Genomic DNA, 18726 nt, shown 5'->3' with positions numbered 1-18726 from the left:
CCTATAGCCAGATACGAATGCCGACCACGAATTGCCGGTCGAAAACAGGTTGGCGCTCCATGCGCGCAAAATCGGCGGTGGCAGCGAAGCGGCGGGTCCAGACGATGCCCAGGTACGGGGCGAACTGACGCGTCACGTCGTAACGAAGTCGCAGCCCCAACTGAGCATTGGAAACACCGCTTCCCACATATCGGGCGGCATCGTCCCGGCTGTAGAGATTGGTTTCGAATTCCGGCTGAAGTATCCAGCGCTGGGTGAAACGCAGGGTATATTCCGCCCGCAAACGTGCGGCAAGCCGGCCGGATTCACTCGCATAGGCGGTGGCCTCCAGTTCAAGCCAGTAAGGTGCCAGCCCTTCCAGTCCAAAGGCCGCCCAGTTGCGTTGCGGTCCAATACCCAGATCGTGCCGCACGCCGAGTTGGGTGCTCCAGAAGGCGGAAACAGGATGACTCCAGAAAGCTTCGATATCGCCATCATCGAGTTGTCCACGACTGCCCTCGCCTTCGCTGCGCAGCCACAGTTTGTTACTGTCATTGCCATACCAGGCTTCGGCTTCCCACATCGGACCATTGCCGCCGTACCCGTGGGCATACTCCAGCTGATCGACCAACAACATGCTGTGAGAAGCATTGTCGCTCATGTCCATGCTTTGCATCGAGGCCGCTTGCGGCAACGCGTCGTTCGACGATGATGCCGGCGCAGCCATCTGCTGCATGGATGGCATATCCGGCATGGGCATCGTCATCCCCGCATCCTGTGCGGTAGCTGCCATCGGTATGAACAACCATGCAGCTGCCATACGCCAGCGATTCGTGATCACGACATGACGTAAGTACGCATTCATGCCACGACCACCTCGCGGAACATGCCCGCTTCCATGTGAAAGAGCATATGGCAGTGGTAGGCCCAACGTCCCGGATTATCAGCGGTTACCGCGTAGCTGATCTGCTGCGCAGGCTGCACGTTGACCGTGTGTTTGCGTACCTGAAAATGTCCGTCCGGACTTTCCAGTTCGCTCCACATGCCATGCAGATGAATCGGGTGATTCATCATGGTGTCGTTGATGAGCACGATGCGTAACCGTTCGCCCATCTTGAAACGTATCGGTTCGGCGTCTGAGAATTTCACGCCATCGAACGACCACATGTAGCGTTCCATGTTGCCGGTCAGGCGCAGTGTGATATCCCGCTCCGGCGCACGCGGGTCGATGGCTCCGCCGATCGTGTGCAGGTCGGCATAAGTAAGTACACGGCGCCCATTGTCGCGCAGCCCGACGCCGGGATCGTCGAGACTGGTGCGTGGATGCGCGGTACGCGTATCCACGCCGGGGCTTGTTTTGAGATTGCTAGCGGCAGCCGGCATGTCATGCATCGGCATATCCGAATCCGCCATGCCAGACATGCCTTGCATGGCCGCCATATCGTGCTTGTCATGGACTGCATGCTGATCAACATCCATGGATCCCATCATGTCTTGCATGCCCAGCCACACGCGACGATCCATAGTGGGCACATCGGCTTCCATACCAGGACGCGGCGCCAGCGTACCTCTTGCATAACCACTGCGATCGATGGACTGCGCAAACAGCGTATATGCGCGATCTTCCTGCGGAGTAACGATCACGTCGTAGGTTTCTGCCGGCATGACGCGAAACTCATCGACCTCGACCGGCTCCACATCCTGCCCATCGGCACTGACGACAGTCATTTTCAAGCCAGGTACGCGTACATCGAAAACGGTCATGGCTGAGCCGTTGATAACACGCAACCGCACCTTTTCGCCTGGCGTAAACAGGCCCGTCCAGTTGCCAGCGGGCGCCTGACCATTCAACAAATAGGTGTAAGTGAGAGCAGAAACATCGCCAAGATCGGTGGGATTCATGCGCATGGCATTCCACATCCTGCGCATGCGCAAGGCTTCGCTCAGGCCGACCTGTCGCGCATCGCGAATCAGATCGGCCACCGTGGGTTGCGCGGTATTGTAGTAATCGCTTTGTTTTTTTAGCCTAGCGAAGATGCTGCCTGGATTGTCGTCCGTCCAGTCATTGAGCATCACTACGTGGTCGCGATCAACGTGAGTCCGCTCGCCAGCAGCCGGGTCCACCAAAATGGCGCCAAACAGGCCGGTCTGCTCCTGATAACCCGAATGCGCGTGATACCAGTAAGTGCCCGATTGCTTGACTGGAAACTGATAGACGAACGTCTCGCCCGCGGGAATGCCATCAAAACTGATACCAGGCACGCCATCCATGCGAAATGGCAACACGATGCCGTGCCAGTGGATGGATGTCGGCACACGCAGGCGATTGGTAACGCGAATGCGTACCGTGCTGCCTTCTTTCCAGCGCAAGACCGGACCGGGCAAGCTGCCGTTGACGGTCGTGGCCACGACCTGTTTGCCGGTGTAATTGACTGCCGTTTCTGCGATGTCCAATGCGAAATCGGAACCGCTCAAACTGCTGGTTTCGTTGACACGGGCCATTGCCCGTGCACGGGAGGACCGTGGCACGCCGAGCGCAACCACGGCACCGCCCAGGGCCATGCCCTGGACAAATCGCCGCCGCGACAGATGCGTCGCAGACAGCGGATCGAACCTATTCATGGGAATTACTCCATGCAACGCGAAAAACCCCCAGCTACTCGCGCTAGAACACGCGGCAGCCGGGACGATTCATCAAGTGGAGTAATCAGGTGGCCGGTGGCCGCAAAGGAGGAATGGGGTCGACGGTCGGCGCGTCGATGCCCCGAAGCATGGCATAGCGGGCCGCAGGTATTCCCGCACCTGACATGGCTGGCAACGCAGGAGGCAATGCGCTGCCGCACATGGCATCGCACTGGCAGGCAGGATGAGAAGGATTGCCGCAGCAGCCATCGTGATGACCACCAGCGGCTGCAGCGTGCTGCATGCTATGCCCCATCATCGAACCCATGGCTGCGGGCATCGCGTGATACGCCGCGCTGCCGTCTGTGCTCGCGGCGGTCGCAGGCATGGATACCGCCACCAGCATCACCCACGCGAACAACGCCATGACTCGCAGAAAACGCGAGGAACGCAGGCGACGCATGGATATCACGGCAGGCATACTGGCAAGCATAGCTCCGTAGGGCGCCAGGGCTCAACAGCGCGGCGCTGCCGCTTCCCTGCCAGAAAATGCTACGCGTCACGGCTATTGACCCTGGTGTGAGTCCAGGTGGTAAGCATCCACGCGCCCCATTTTCATACGCAGCAGAAACCCGCAAGAGTCAGAGCGATTCCGCGTAGGATTGCAGTAAGCGACACATCGTGGCCTCGAGCTGTTCAAGACTCGACAGCGCAGCGTCGATGCCTTCGGCGTCGATGTGTTTTTCCAGCGACGCACATTGCGTCGCGGCGTCCTTTTCGCCAAGCATGAGCAGTGCACCCTTCATGGAATGGATACGCGCGAGCATTGCTTCCTGATCCTGCGCACGAGCAGCGGCAAGAATGGCGTGCAGATCACGCGTGCCCGATTCCACGAAGATACGGGATACCTTTTCAGGGTATTTGCCAGCCCACGCCGGTTTCACGCACGAGCCCGTCGAAGGCGCTTCCGCACGGAGATGGTGCACCATGGCTTCACCAAGTCGTTCCAGCGACAAGGGCTTAAGCAAGAGATCGTTGATACCTGCCTGCTTGCAATGCACCTTCTCGCTTGCCAACGCCGTAGCCGTCACTGCGACAATGGGCACCGTGACACCTTGCGCCCTCAACCGTTGCGTCAACGCATAACCGTTCATATTGGGCATATTGATATCGGTGAGCACCATCTCATAGCGCCCGTCCTGCCACAGCCGCAAAGCCGCCAAGCCATCTTCAGCGGTATCCACCATGTATCCAAGTGTTTCGAGCTGTTGCTGGATGAGTTCGCGATTGACCTCATTGTCATCGACTAGCAATACCGTACGCCGCTGCTTCGCCGCCGGATGGTTGTGGTCACGCCTCGACAGATCTACCGCATGTCCTCCCGCAACAGGTTCCGCATCGAGAATCGAAGCGAGCAACGCCTTGCTGGAGTAGCACGTGATAAAGCGAATGCCGTCGCGAAGCTCCGGCAGCAGCGGCCCATTCCCAATCGCCTTTACAGTGCGTTTTGCACGCATGACGAGAAGTTGCTCGTCATCATCAAGCCACGAACGCCATGTACCAAAGATAATCAAAACATCGGCTTGCTGGACCCAATCTGGGTCCAGCTCAGATGGAAGGGTCGCCGTCATGACCTCGGCACCCCAGCCAGCCAGCAGCGCCGAAATCTCGTTACGCCACTCCGATGCAGCGGAAAGCAGAGCAATCCGCTTCCCTTGGAGCCTGGCCTGTTCATGCGCCCGCACTGGCTCATCCACGGCAACTGGCACTTCCAGCGAAAACACGCTTCCCACGTTCGGCGTGCTCTGCACATCCACCTCGCCATCCATCAGCTCACTGATCTGCTGACACAACGTCAAGCCGAGCCCGCTTCCGCCAAAGCGACGCGAGATGCTGGCATCTGCTTGCGAGAAAGGCTGGAACACTTGCTCCCGCTGTTGCTCCGTCATGCCGATGCCGGAATCGATGACTTCAAAGCGCAGGCGTGCTGATTCATCCGCTTTCGGCGGAACCTGCCTGGCGCGCAAAATGATTCGTCCTGATTCCGTGAATTTCACCGCATTGCTGACAAGATTGTTGAGCACCTGCCGGATGCGATGCGCATCCGCCACGTACCATGGCGTGTAGCCGGGCTCCGTGGCGTAATAGAGCTTCAGTCCTTTGCGCTGCGCCGCCGGTGCGTAAAGCAATGCCGTTTGCTCAATCAAGGGCCGCAATTCAAATGGAACCGGGTCGATATCCAACTGACCCGCTTCAATGCGCGAAAAATCAAGCACGTCGCTGATGACGGCCAACAAGGCGTCGGCCGAAAGGCGAATGCGCTCCAACCTTTCGCACTGCTCCGGTTCCAGCCGCGAACGTCCCAACAATTCCAGATGCCCGAGAATGCCGTTGAGCGGCGTGCGGATCTCGTGACTCATCATGGCTACGAATGAGGTTTTAGCACGGCTGGCGGATTCCGCTGCCAGCCGTGCCTCTTCCGAGTCCTGCCTCGCGCGGCGCAGGTTCTCTTCGATTTCTGTCCGCGCCGTGATATCGCGAAGTACGAAAAAGATCGCATGGCGATCCTGATAAACGATGGGCATCGCCGCAACCAATAAATGACGGAGGCCTTCCGCATCATCGCCCTGCAGCGAAAAATTGAACTCACGAGCGTCCGGACGACCACTAAGCGTGCCTTCTGCATGCATGAAGTCCTGCAGCAATTGCTTATAAAACGTATTATCAGGATCGGGAACCCCGGCGGCGTACCCCTTGACCAAGTCGTTTTGCAATAAAGGGATAGCGTTATTCGCCGCAATCACGCACAAGCCGACCGGCGATGTCTCGATCATGGTGCGATTCAGAACTTCGCTCTGATAAACCTGTTTTGCCCGTGCAAGTACAGGAGCAAAAACACCGCGATCCTGACGGGTCAACAGTAGCCACAATGTTCCCAGCAGCAAAATGGCCAAGGTGATGGCGACCAACACCGGCGCAGACTCGCTTCGCAAAATGTCCGACCAGCTATATGCGCGAACCAGCGTCCAGGGTGTACCGGCAATGCGCTCGGCGACGAAGAACATGCCGCCTTTGCGGTACGTCAACACATCGCTTTTCGACGGATTCAGCACGAGAAAGGGCTTAACGGCACGAGCCACCGCTTCGCTGTGCACGGCAGAACCTGTTCCAAAGATAGCTTGACCATCGTCTGAGACAACCGTCATCTCAAGCGAGGAAATCCGATGCACCTCGTCCACGAACGGTTGAACCGGCTCGTAAGCCACAAAGGCGCCAATGGGCTCGTCGCCATCCATGGCGACAATCGTGCCGAGAATGGCTGGCTCCTCCGTCAACGGATTCTTGCCGAAAGAGGTAAGGATCTGCGGCAACCCTTTGCCATAGAACAACAGCCGCGGATTGCCCCGGCGCATATCATTGAGTGCGTGGGTATCATGGAAATCGACGCTGGGCACGACTAACTTGTCGAACAGGTCGGCGCGGTCACCGTGTTGGGCAACCGTATCCAGCCCGGTCGCCCGGGCGTCCACGCCAAAGGCGAACAGCATCTCACTCGGATCGTAGAAATTAACGGCCGTTGAGGGCCTGCTTCCGCTTTGATCGCTACGTATCGTCAGGGAGGTGCTGCTGATGATGGACATCTCCCGGATCAAGCCGAGATAACGCTCCACTTTCTCCTTGGGCAAGGCTTTCCCATTACGCCCAAGCACCAACCACGGCACACCTTCTTCGCTGCCCCGAATGACAGCTTCATTGTCATGGGTGACGAAGCCAGGAAGTTCCTCATCCCCCTTTTCAACCAAATCGCTCGCTTTGTTTTTCCACACGTACTCGATCATGTTAAGGGTGCGGATATAACCTGCGTCGCGTTGAATGAACGCGGAGTCGAGCGCCATCTTGGCCTTGCGGAAACTGTCCAGCTGATCGGATTTGTAGTCGTCGATGGTGAGCAGAATGGACGCCGTCATGATCAGCAGAATGATCACGGAAAGAAACGCGCCGCCACCATATAGCAAGTGCCGTTGATGCCTCTCCAACGCAGAAATATCCCGCTGGCCTGTAAGGTCTTTATATTTAACAGGCTCAGGCATCGTCATCTTATTCGTCCGATGATTCTTGAAAGGCAATCAAGCTGAACGCGTCGCGCGATGGCAAAAGTTCGGCGAAGCAAGTGCAAAAATGTCGAGCCGTGCACATCCTGGGCACATCACCATCTGTCATGGCGTAGCTGCGCAAGGGAAAAAGTCGGTCGGCATCGCGAGACCCGGGCCCCCATGTAAGAAAAACCCCTCAGGCTTTAACGGCCTGAAGGACAACACCGTTGGAGGGAACACAGGTTTGATGATCGTAAGAGCCGCCCCATTTCATAAATATCGGACTCATCTTAAAAATGGACGCGAGAACGATCAGAATGGCTTTTGGAACGATCCATATTGACGCCGCCATCGGACACTCGCCATGACCCAGCAAGGCATTCATACGATTGACACCGGCTTCGTCCGGCCGCAATTCGACGCGGCATATCTGCTCGTCCACGCCGGACACGCCACTTTTATCGATTGCGGCACCAACCATGCCGTTCCGCGTCTGCTGGAGGGCCTGGCTGCAGCGGGTATGCAAACATCACAGGTGGATTGGCTGATCCTCACCCACGTTCATCTGGACCATGCCGGCGGCGCCGGTGAGCTGATGGCACGACTACCCAACGCCAGACTCGCGGTACACCCTCGCGGCGCCCGGCACATGATCGACCCCTCACAGCTTTGGGCAGGTGCCTTGGCCGTGTATGGCGCTGAAGTCATGGAAAGCGCCTATGGCAGACTGCGTCCCATACCAGCGGAACGCGTGGTGGAAGCACACGACCCATTCGTTATTGACCTTGGTGGCCGCTCATTACGCTGCCTGGATACACCAGGCCACGCGAAGCATCACATGGCCATCTACGATGAGTACGCGAAGGTATGTTTCACCGGCGATACGTTTGGCCTTTCCTATCGCGAACTCGATACGGCCAAAGGCCCTTTCATCCTGCCGACGACAACGCCGGTTCAATTCGATCCCGAAGCGTTGCATGCTTCCATTGATCGTCTGCTGGCGCTGAAGCCGGAGGCGATGTATCTCACCCATTACGGCCGCGTGGAAAACGTCGAACATCTTGCCGCCAGGCTGCACGAAATGATCGATGCGATGGTCAACGTTGCCACCCATGCCAATGATGACGCGCAGGATCGACATTTACAGCTTACAACAGCCCTTGCCGATCTCTATGCCACGCGTCTGGCCGAGCACGGCTGGCACGGCGACCGCGCCGCGCTCATGCATTGGCTGGGCACGGATATCGAACTGAACGCGCAAGGTTTGGGCGTGTGGCTGGATCGCGAACGACGTTAGGCGCTCGCTAGCGGCTTGACGTAGTAATGCTGAGTTTTACGGCGTGCGTAGCCAAGATGCTCGTAGAACGGGTGCGAGGCCTCGCGCACGATATTGGAGCGCACCGAAATGACATGGAACCCGCATTGCCGCGCCCATTGCTCGGCATCCGCCACCAGCATCCGTCCTACCCCACTACCGCGGCGGCTCGCATCAACCACCAAGCCTACGATTTCCATGCGATCGCCGGATTCCAGCGTCCGACGATGCTCCACGGCAATCCAGCCATGCAGTGCGTCATCATCTTCCACGACGCTGATGTGATGATCCGGGTGCGACAGGAGCGCAGCCAAACGAGCCCACATGGCTTCGGGGGACACCGGATAACCCAGTTCCTCAGCCAGCCGGGCAATTTCCGGCGCATCGTCGATACCGGCCTTGCGCAGCTTCATCGGCGGATGATCTCAGGACAGTCGCGCACCGTTCGGCACCGGACGTTCCACCGTTGTGATCACGACGCCCTGTTCGGTATGAAACCCGGTCAACAGGAATTGGGAACGAAACGGACCGATCTGCTTTTCCGGAAAGTTGATAATGCCGACAATCTGTCGGCCGATCAGCGATTCGGGCGTATACAAGGCCGCAATTTGCGCGCTGGTCTTGCGCTCGCCGTACGGACCAAAATCCACCCAGACCTTCCAGGCGGGTTTGCGGGCCTCGGGGAAAGGCTCTACCCGGGTGACCGTACCGGCCACGATCATCACTTTCTGGAAATCAGCCCAGCTGATTTCTTCGACCGCTGCTTGTTCACTCATCCTTCGAGACTCGTCTTGAACCAATCGTTGAATTCATACCACCAGTAGCTGGCTTGCGCGCCCATGAATCCTAGCGGTTTGTGGGCATGAGCAAGGCCATACTCGGCAAATTGCTTCCAGCCTTCCCCGCCCTCGGCAATCGCTGCGGCAAGAAGTTCTCCCGCCGCACACGTGGGCGCCAGACCATGGCCACCAAATGCCTGCGCCCACCACAAGCCGTCGCCGCTGCTTCCGATCTGCGGCATCTGGTGCCGTGCGTAACTCATCAAACCCGACCACGCGTAATCGATGCGGACGCCTTTCAGCGCCGGGAACACGCGCAGCAGATCCCGCGTCAGCAATCGCTGCACGGCAGCCGGCGAACGGTTGCGGATCGAGATGCGCCCACCCCACAACAAGCGTTTGTCAGGCAAGGGGCGGTAATAATCGAAGGCAAAGCGCGTGTCGTAGATCGCAGCGCGCGTTTGCAAGTTTTCATCGAGACGATCGCCGAGCGGCTCGGTCACCATGACATAGGTGGCTATCGGCAATACCGAGCGATCAATTTGGCGACGCAAACCGGCCAGATATCCCCCGCAAGCCAGCACAACGTGCTCGGCCTGCAATTCGCCCTGAGGCGTGCTTATCAGCCAGTGACTGTTTTCCTTGCGCAGACGCCATACATCGCTGTTTTCATGAATGCGTACACCCTGCTCTGCCGCGGCAGCAGCGAGCCCGATCGCGTAATTGAGCGGATGTAGATGCAACGCGTTGCGTTCATACAGGCCGTCGGTATAGCGCTCGCTGCGCACCCGTTCACGCAGCTCTTCCTGGGGCAACCAGTCCCAATACACGCCGTAATGATCGGCAAGCAGACGCTGTCGCTTGCGCAACACTTCCGGATCGCGAAACCAGTTGGCCCAGATGATCCCTTCGTCGACCACGTCACAGGGAATCGCATAACGCGTTGCGCGTTCTCGTATCCGCTGGACGGCGGCCGTAGTCAGCTCAAAAATGCTTCGCGCGCGTTCGCCACCGAGCTGACGGCGCAAAGCTTCCTCGCCCAGCGAATAGCCGCCGAACACAAAGCCGCCGTTGCGCCCCGAAGCGCCAAATCCAATTTGTTGCCGCTCCAGCAGTACCACATCGCGCACGCCACGCTCGGCCAACCCCAGGGCGATATTCAGTCCCGCAAAGCCCCCGCCAATGATGACCACGCGCGCTTCATGCCGCCCCTGCAGGGGCTCATAAGGCGTATACGGTGTCGCCGTGGCGCGGTAATAGGACGGAACCGGTGACTGCTTCATACCTGTACGTGAGGATGACACGGGGCGGTTGGACGGCCGAGCATAACGCGGATTGAAGCCGTCGGTTCACTCGATCAGGTTGACCTGCATGAGGCGCTGGTCGGTGCGTCCATGGTCATCGACCACGCGAATGGTGTACTGGCCGGCGCTATGCGGTTGCCAATACATCGATTCGTTCGGCTCGCTACGCCCTACGTAGGCGTCGTCGACAAACCAGTACAGCGTGTGCACATCCGCGTCACTGGTCGCGGTAAAGGGAATGCGCTCTTCGCCCAGCTGCTTCAAGCGCAGCGTGTAAGCGCTGCCACGCAAGGGCGAGGTCATGCTTGGAGCATTGCCCAGTGTGCTTTCGCTCTTGCCGCAATCCGGATTGACGGGCGGTTTGCGGCGCGGCATGCCCGCCTGCTGGAACACGCGCTGCAGGTCTGACGGCCAGAATTCGTACACCTCGATGTGCGTGCGCTTATCGTCAAACGGTGGGCAAGCGGCTTTGCCTGTCGCATCGTCGATCACGACAGGGCGATAGATATCGTCCACACGGATCGGGGATTTGCCCGGTATGAACCAGGTCATGCCTTTTTGCGGGCACCATTGGGTGGGTAGATTGCCGCTGGCCAGACAGATTTCCACGCGTCGAAGATTGCCTGGCATATGCCTGACCGGCTCGTCCAGGCGCACATGCTCCGCATGCAACGCATCGATAACCTGAAAGAACAAGGGCGCAGCCGCGTCAGCGCCAACAAAAGCCGGGTTGCTGCTGCCATCGAAATTGCCGACCCACACCACCAGCACGTAAGGCCCAAAGCTGCCCGCCGTCCACGCGTCGCGGAAGGCCCACGACGTGCCCGTTTTCCAGTAGACCGGCATGCGCATCGATTGCATGCTGATCGCATCGTCGGGACGCGGATTCTGGCGCAGGATATCCATCGCCATGAAACTCGCTTCCTCGCTCAGCAGACGCGTCCCCTGCACCGGAGGATCATCGGTTCGCAGTCGAAGCGGCCGCAAGACGCCCTGGTTGGCGAGCATCGTGTAGAGGCTTGCCAGCTCCTGCATGCTCACTTCCCCACCTCCCAATACCAGTGACAGGCCGTAATGCTGTTCACTGGCCATGCGGCTGACACCGGCCTGCTGCAAGAAATCGTAGAGGCTTGGCTCGTGCAGTTGGGACGCCACCCATACCGCGGGGATGTTGCGGCTCCGGATCAAGGCCTGCGTTGCCGTGATCGGGCCGAGGAAATTGCCGTCAAAGTTTTCCGGCGTATAAGGACCGAAGGATGTCGGTACGTCGCGCAGTACGGTCTGGGGCTGCAAGACGCCCTGATCGAAGCCCAGCGCGTAGATGAAAGGCTTCAAGGTGGAACCCGGCGAGCGTTTGGCCAGCGTGCCGTTCACCTGTCCCTGGATGGATGCATCCCGATAGTTCACGGAACCGACCAGCGCCCGGATCCCCATGTCGCGGGTGTCGACCAGGATGGCTGCCGCATTGACGATGCCGCGTGAAGCGTTGCGCTTTACATAGAGCGAAAGCTGCCGTTCGAGACTGTGCTGCAGATCGAGATCGATGGTGGTGGTGAGTGCGGCGCTGTTTTGGCCATTGTCCAAGGACTGGCTGGCCAGTACCTGCTCGACGGCATGCGGCGCCTCGAAGGGCAGCCGGTTCAGCGGACGAAGTGTCAGCGGCAGGGCAAACAGGGGCTTGAGCGAAGCATCCTGCGGATGCTGCGACAGCCAGGCCTCACAGAGATGGTTGCGTGCATCGGCCAGATTGCGGCTGATGAGCACCCTATTGCTCACACTCTGTCCTGCCAGCAGGCGTTGTGAGGGGTTCTGGGGGATCACTGCCAGGGTCAAAGCTTCAGGCAATGTGAGCTGGCTGGCCTGTTTGCCGAAATACACCAGGCTGGCAGTGCCAGCGCCCTGCACGTTGGCGCCATAAGGCGCGGCATTGAGATAAGCCTCGAGAATCTGGCGCTTGGAATAAAACAATTCCAGCTGCACGGCACGGGCAATCTGCCGCAGTTTGCCCATCGGCGTGCGCGTGTTGAGCCGCCACAGCAAACGCGCCAACTGCATGGTGATCGTCGAGCCGCCCTGTGGCGCACCGTGCCTGCCATAAGTGATCCAGGCGCCACGCAGCAGGCCGTACGGGTTGACGCCGGGGTGCCAGGCGTACCAGCGGTCTTCGTGCAACAGCACGCCTTGCACCAGTTGAGGCGAGATGTCCTGCAACGGCACCCACAGGCGGTATTGCTGGTCGCTGGCCAGCGTCAGCCGCAACAGCCTCCCCCGATCGTCATAGACCGCTGTAGAGGACGACAGCCAGCTGCGCAGCGGCGCATGGGGCCACAGCCTGCAGCCGGCGAGCACCGCGAACAGAATGCCCAGTGCCGCCAGCCAGTTCTGCCAACGCTGAATCCAGCGAAGCAGCGCGTGCAGCAGCGAACGGAGGTAGCCGGCCATATCCACGAACACTCGCCTGGCTACCCGCCTGCCTTGGCAGGCGGGTAGCGATCCACTCAAGGTTTGTCTACCACGGTCAAGGTCGCTCCGCCTGCGGAGCGTGCCTGGATCGCCCGGTCGTACATCGATTCCGCATAAGCCGGTGGCACCGCGAATTTGCCGGCATTGGTGGCACGGATGCGGTACACGAATTCATGCACATCCGGCGTGGCAGTGCCGTAAATCACAACACGATCTTCGCGGACATCGGCATAGTCCAGCTGCCAGGTGGATTGCGGCAAGCCGATCGTCGAACGCCAGGCCGGCGCACTTGATGCGGCGCTGCTGGCATCCCCGCTGCCTTCGCCACTACCACTGTTACTGTCGCTGCTATTGCCACTATCGGCGTTGCTGTTGCTGCCTGCGCCTGAACTGTCCGTGTTCTGTGCGTCCGTCGCTGCCGGTGGTGGCTGGATCACCGGCTCGAAACCACCTGGCAGCAGGTCGACGACTGCAACGTTGCCCACGCCTTCATCGCCGGTGGCACGAATGCGCACATGCACGTCGATCTCCTGACCCAGGGTCACGGTGTCGAGCGATTTGCCTTGCGCATCCGTGTACTCGCGGATGATCTCGATGCCCTTCTTGATCGCATCGTGTGGCTGTGCGCTGTCATAGCCACCCTGGCTGGCCACGCGCCATGCTGGCAGGCTGCTCTGGTTGATGAAGCGCAGCTTGGTCGCGGACGCGTCCCAGCTACCCGCCTGCAGCAGATTTCCTTCAACGTTCGCGATCGACTTGGTACTGCCATCGGCATGCACCGCTTCGATGCCCAGCTTGTCCAGTTCGCTGGCGCTTTGGCTGGCGTAACTGTCCAGGGCGAGAATCGTCATGGCCGATGAGAGTGTATTGAAGTCGTCGTGCGCCAGCGGCCAGGCAATGTTCTCGAACACGCGTGCCGGCAAGGCCTTGGCGCGCTCAGGGAAATGCTTGGACAGCACATAGAGCACGCTGGCGTCGCGAACCAGCGGATCGTAGTAGTACCCATAGCTGAAATCTTCGCTTGCCTTCGAACGCGTCAGCGCCTGCTCTGGACCTGCCATCAGGCGATTGGCTTCGTCGTCTTGCTTCAGCAGCTTGTAGGAAGCAGCCAGCCATGCCGCCGCCAGATCGTTCTTCCAGACGTTCGGATAAGCGTCCTGCAGGCGCTTCTGTATCGCTGCCAGCGCATTGGTGGTGACATTGCCCTGACGTGTCAGCAGATAAGCGGCATAGGCACGTTGGCGCAATGTTTCCAGCGAATCCATGCCATCGTCATTGGCCAATTGCTGCAGGTACTTGTTGCCCGCATCGATCATATCCTGCGGCACCGTGGTGCCACGGTCGCGTGCTTCGAGCAGGAAGTTCATCGCATAGTTGGACACGAACGGTTCGGCATCAGGCGTTGCTGCCCACAGCCCGAAACCGCCCTCGCTGTTCTGGCGTGCATGCAACACGTCCAGCAGCTTGGAAATGGCTTCATCATTGCTGATCTTCTTTTCATCCGGATCGGCAAAAGCCGGCTGCAGGGCGTGCGCGAATACCGGCACTTGCGGCCACTTGGCCAAGATCAAGCGAGGCATGGCCATACTGACCACCTGCTCGCTGCAATAGTGCTGGTAGTTGACCAGATAGCTGGCAATACCCTGCGCCAACACAACCGGCAACGGCGAGATGGCCGCATCACGGGAGGCATAGGCGTCGAACATGGGACGCAGCGGCGACAGTTCGGCCTGGCTGCGTGTCGCCACCTGCCCCACATCTAACTGCGTGCGATAAGCAGACGCCGGCCGCACCGATACATCCACCGCCTGGTGCGCCGATTTGCCCGCGTACGCTGCCGTGAATGCAAGATGGCCGGAACCGAGCTGGCCGGTGGCCTTGACGCGGAACTTCACCACACCCTCGCGCATTTCGCCGAGGCTGACGTCTTGCGTTGCCGCCCCGACCACTTGCAGTTGCGGACCCGCCTGCAAGCTCACCGCCACCGGTACCTGCTTGCCATTCAGACCGGTGAGGTTGTTGGCGACGCCAACACTGATATCCGTCTCATCGCCCGGCGCCAAGGTGGTGGGTACATTGGGCGACAGTACGAAATCACCTCGCACCGTGGTGCTGCTTTCGTACGTGCCGACGCGATCCGATGACACCGCTACGGCCATCACGCGCAGCTTGCCGTTGAAGTAATCGGGCACGGTGTAGGTGAAGTCCTTATCACCATCCACGTCGACGATGCCGGACCAGAACACGACGGGCTTGTCTCGTTTGCGCTTGAACGGATTCAACTGGCGACCGATCGCTGCATCAGCATCACCGCCGGGGGCGGCAGCGCTTGCCATCAACTTCTCGAAATCCGGCAAGATCAGATCGAGGATCTGTGAAGTCTGCACTTCCAGCATCTTTTTGCGGAAGAAGAAGCTCAGCGGATCGCCCAGCTTGTAATGGGCAACCTGAAGAATGCCCTCGTCCACCGCAAACACCACAGCCTTGGCCGGATGCGCGGCGTGCAGCTTGAACGTGACGGTGTCGCCGGGTTTGACCAGCGCAGGCGAATCGACCGTCACCGGATCACGGCGTGCATCCAGATTTACCGAGAACGGCACCACGCCGTAACTCAGCGGACTCATGAAGATTTCATCCGATGACGGATCTCGGATGAACTGCACATTGATGTAGCCGTTGCCTTCGAAGTCCTTGGGAATCGTGATCTGTTGCACCGAGCTGGTGGTATCGGCATGGAACCACGCGTGGGCGTAGACCTTGTCACGCTCGATGGTGATCAGGCCGCTGCCAGCATAAGGCGCATGAATGGAAATATTCACGGTATCGCCCGGGTTGTAGTCAGACTTCTCCAGATTCAGCTGCAACTCCGCATTGCGATCGAGCGAGCGTGACAAGTTGGCGTCGCCAGCCACCGAATAACTGACACGATTCACCTCGACGCGATCGCTGCCACGCAGGATGACCAGGGCGTAGTTGCCTGGCTTATCCGTGGGCAACGCGTAATCGAGCCCACCGGCTGGGATCAGCAAGGGCTGTTCGTTGACAGGAATTTCCTTCAGGCGCGACTCGTACTTGTAGACACCCGAATCCTGCTTGGTGAGCACCGATACGTAGCGGCGCTCGATCAGCTGAGCCTTTAGGCCATCGAGCTTGATCGACTTCGCCTGATTGTCGATGGCTACCAGATGAACCTTGCGCACAGCATTGCGATCGACATAGTCAAGATTGTCATCGCTGCGGTAACCGACCAGCCAATCGTTGCTCGACACCAGCGTTTGCGTGGCAGCCGCAACGCTACGGCCGCCGTCTGCTTCATGCGCCTTGGCCAGAAAATACAGTTGATAGGTGGCGTCGGCGTATTTCTTCAGATCGAGGTCGAACTCGGCATGGCCCTTGTCATCGGTCTTGCCATCCTGCAAGGCTTCGTCGTAACCATCCTTGGCGCGATGAACATCGTAGAAGTGGTAATTGGGCCAGCTATGGAACGCCGGCCACGCAGGACGCAAGGTCAGCGTCGCCTCTACGCGGCGATTGGCGGCAGGCGTTCCGAACAGATTCTGCGCATCGACCAGGCCCTTGAGCCCATCCGGCTTGACCCAGCCTTCCGCAACCTGGCTGGACAGTTTGGCGGTGACCTTCATGCGATCGGGCAGGAACTCTTTGACCTGCACGGTGGTGTTGCCGATCTGCGTATCTGCCTTGCCATCACGCACGATGTAAAGATTCACCGTCCAGGTGCCCGTGGGCGCTGTTTCGGAGGGCGTATACATCAATTCGCCGAAGCCGGAGTCGTCCATCTTCAGCGGGATCTGCTTCACCGTCACACCACGCGGATCAACCACTTCCGCTTGCAACGGAATGCCCGCTACATCACGCGTCCAGCTCGCGGCCCGAACAATCAGGCCGATGTGCATATCGTCGCCGGGACGATAAATGCCTCGGTCGGAGAATAGATAGCCAGACAGCGTGCCGGGATTGACGGCACTGGCTTCGCCGCCGATATCGAAACGCGAGTAGTCCAGTTGTCGATCATTGCCGCCGATCGGCAGGAAGGACAGATCCTCGCCCTTTTTCACCACATACAGTGCCGGTTTCTTTTCGCGGTCCAGGCCCTTGAAGGTCGGGAAGTGCACCATGCCATCCGCACCAGTGTCCTGGCTGAAGAGCGTCTGGCCGTTGACTGCCAGCACCGACACGTTAGCGCCAGCGACGGGTTGACCCGTGCGGATCGACTGCACGAACAGATCCTGGCTGCCATCAAGCGCGCGCTTTACCAGCATGCCCAGATCGGTGACGACGATCAGGCGGGTATCCTGTGGCGAATCGCCCGAATCATCCGTATCGCCAGCGCTGTCGTCATGGGAGGTATCGGCATCGGGCTGCGAACCTGGTGGCGGAGGAGCGATGCCCTGCTGTGCCAGCGCCTTGGCCTTGGCGGCTTCGTCCGCCTGTTTTTTGGCCGCTGCCGGATCGAAATCGTACAGATGCAGCAAGAACACGCCACGCTTGCCTTCCTGCAAATACTGGCTCAGATCGACGCCTTCATAATGCGCATGCGCGGGATCACCGCTGGGAAATGCGCGCTTGACCTCGAAGCGATCGACGATGTGCTCTTCACCAAAGCCGTCCAGCAATTGCGGATGGCTGTAATCACCCTGGTTCAGGCTGACCAGATGTTGCAACTGGTCCGGCAACACCCGCCCGATTTCCAGCCGCATGCCCTGCATGTTGCGTGAAACCACCGAGATACGCTTGCTGCCGCTAAGCGAAAGCAGAGAACCATCCGCCATGAAGTGCAACAGCTTGGGATAGTCCGGCACGGTGACGACCTGCGCCGTCGGCTGTCCCAGCACATAACCACCGAACGACTTCAGGCCCTTGTCGATCCGCACATAGATGCGCTGCCCGGGATCGGCATGAAACTTGAAACTCTGCAACGGCTGGTAATCGTTCTCCGTGGGCACGACCTGCAGCGAGAGCTGCTGCGACTTGCGCAACAACTTATCGCTGACCTCGCCGGCGCTCCAGTCATAAGGCTGATCTTGTGCGTTATCCGAATTATCCGAACTCTCGGTATCCGTGTTATGCGCAGGCAGCACCCAAGCATGCACCAGCCCGGCCAGTTCGCTGTCACGCACGGCACCGCTCAGGTTGATAACCATCACCTGTTCGGGCTCGTACTTATCGTTATCGACCAAGGTAGGGCTGATGTCCTGCACAGTAAGGCTATACAGGCCGGGCACACGTACGCTGGTGTCCAGCTCGGCATTCGTGCCATCGCCGCCGCGCGTGCTTCGCACGCCGCTGTCGAGTTTCAACGATACGGCACCATCGTCTCGCGGTAGATCCAGCGGTTGTGAGTGGATCCATGCGTGGAGTTTGTACGGATCGTAGGTCACGCTGAATTTCAGCGGCGTCGACGAATGGTCCCCGCGCCCCGCCAGACTCAGCGCGATGCGCTTCTCGAACTGAGCGGTATCGACCGGATAATTGAAATCGACCTGGATAATGGTCTTCTTGGCGGTCGGATCTTGCGGATCCTGGTAGAACTCGCCTTTGCCGATGGTGGCTTTGAACGACTCGGTATCGAACTCGAAATGATCATCGGCCAGCAGAACGTGATGTGCGAAAGCCTGCGCAGCATCGAAGCGGACTTTGTAATGCTGCCCGATCGGCCAATCGGAAGCTGGCGTAAAACGCAGCGTTTTGTCGTCGACCCAACTCCATTGACCCTTGGTATCCGGCTGCATGGTGATACCGGCAGTGGCCGGCTTGCCGACCAGCTCGATCGGCGCCACCGAAGCGGAAAAATCAAGTTCGAGCGAATGAACCACCACAGGCAACTTGCTGTAATCGGTAATGTCTGGCGCATGCACGTCCCAGGTGATTCGTTGCGGCTCCTGCGGACGCGGTCGGTTCTTGTACCAGTGCCAGCCGAACCAGCCGCCTGTCGCCAACAACGCTGCCACCAGGACGATACCTGCCGAATGCAGCGGGCGGCGCCGCACCCAATGCATCCAGCCTGGCGCTGACCAGTTAACTTGGCCGACCAGGGGCCTAAGTAGCCAGGCCAAGGCAGCGAGCACCCCGCGTACCAGGCGCACGGGCAACAGAAGCAGAAAACGCAGCAAGTCCATGATGCTTCCCGATACTTAATCCGTTAATGGCCC

The 18726-nt window shown here is 59.2% G+C and carries 10 protein-coding genes; 1 reads left to right on the top strand and 9 read right to left on the bottom strand.

Going from position 1 to position 18726, the window contains the following annotated elements:
* Position 1 precedes the first annotated feature (1 nt).
* From ISN74_RS09000 to ISN74_RS08985, 4 genes are all read right to left on the bottom strand, one after another.
* Positions 2-844, bottom strand: a complete 843-nt coding sequence (locus tag ISN74_RS09000; RefSeq protein ID WP_188799003.1) for a copper resistance protein B — start codon at positions 842-844, stop codon at positions 2-4.
* A complete protein-coding gene (locus tag ISN74_RS08995; RefSeq protein ID WP_188799002.1) occupies positions 841-2601 on the bottom strand; it encodes a copper resistance system multicopper oxidase in 1761 nt (586 codons plus the stop codon). The genes ISN74_RS09000 and ISN74_RS08995 overlap by 4 nt, the downstream gene beginning before the upstream one ends.
* 85 nt (positions 2602-2686) lie before the next feature.
* Positions 2687-3064 carry a hypothetical protein gene (locus ISN74_RS08990; protein ID WP_203546729.1) on the bottom strand — a complete coding sequence of 126 codons (378 nt, stop codon included), beginning with the start codon at positions 3062-3064 and terminating at the stop codon, positions 2687-2689.
* A gap of 178 nt (positions 3065-3242) precedes the next feature.
* Complete coding sequence (locus ISN74_RS08985) at positions 3243-6698, bottom strand: response regulator (RefSeq protein WP_188799000.1); 3456 nt, start codon at positions 6696-6698, stop codon at positions 3243-3245.
* A gap of 361 nt (positions 6699-7059) precedes the next feature.
* On the opposite strand from ISN74_RS08985, the gene ISN74_RS08980 reads away from it, so the two are divergent.
* Positions 7060-7992: an MBL fold metallo-hydrolase gene (locus ISN74_RS08980; RefSeq protein ID WP_188798999.1), complete on the top strand. Its 933-nt coding sequence runs from the start codon at positions 7060-7062 to the stop codon at positions 7990-7992.
* Here ISN74_RS08980 and ISN74_RS08975 read toward each other — a convergent pair.
* The 5 genes from ISN74_RS08975 to ISN74_RS08955 all read right to left on the bottom strand — a co-directional run bounded on the left by ISN74_RS08975 (position 7989) and on the right by ISN74_RS08955 (position 18693).
* Positions 7989-8423, bottom strand: a complete 435-nt coding sequence (locus ISN74_RS08975) for a GNAT family N-acetyltransferase (protein WP_188798998.1) — start codon at positions 8421-8423, stop codon at positions 7989-7991. The genes ISN74_RS08980 and ISN74_RS08975 overlap by 4 nt on opposite strands.
* Positions 8424-8435: 12 nt before the next feature.
* Positions 8436-8786 carry a tRNA-binding protein gene (locus ISN74_RS08970; RefSeq protein WP_188798997.1) on the bottom strand — a complete coding sequence of 117 codons (351 nt, stop codon included), beginning with the start codon at positions 8784-8786 and terminating at the stop codon, positions 8436-8438.
* Positions 8783-10072, bottom strand: a complete 1290-nt coding sequence (locus ISN74_RS08965; RefSeq protein ID WP_188798996.1) for an NAD(P)/FAD-dependent oxidoreductase — start codon at positions 10070-10072, stop codon at positions 8783-8785. Before ISN74_RS08965 ends, ISN74_RS08970 begins: the two co-directional genes overlap by 4 nt.
* 66 nt (positions 10073-10138) lie before the next feature.
* Entirely contained in the window at positions 10139-12535 is a 2397-nt protein-coding gene (gene pbpC, locus ISN74_RS08960; RefSeq protein WP_188799579.1) for a penicillin-binding protein 1C, read from the bottom strand.
* A 56-nt stretch (positions 12536-12591) separates the two neighbouring features.
* Positions 12592-18693 (bottom strand): alpha-2-macroglobulin, encoded by a 6102-nt coding sequence (locus tag ISN74_RS08955; protein ID WP_188798995.1) that lies wholly within the window; start codon positions 18691-18693, stop codon positions 12592-12594.
* Positions 18694-18726 lie beyond the last annotated feature (33 nt).

Origin of the sequence: Dyella caseinilytica (genome assembly GCF_016865235.1) — a bacterium.
GTDB lineage: Bacteria > Pseudomonadota > Gammaproteobacteria > Xanthomonadales > Rhodanobacteraceae > Dyella_B > Dyella_B caseinilytica.
The sequence above is the reverse complement of the archived record's forward strand: the minus strand, read 5'-3'. Positions and strand labels throughout refer to the sequence as shown.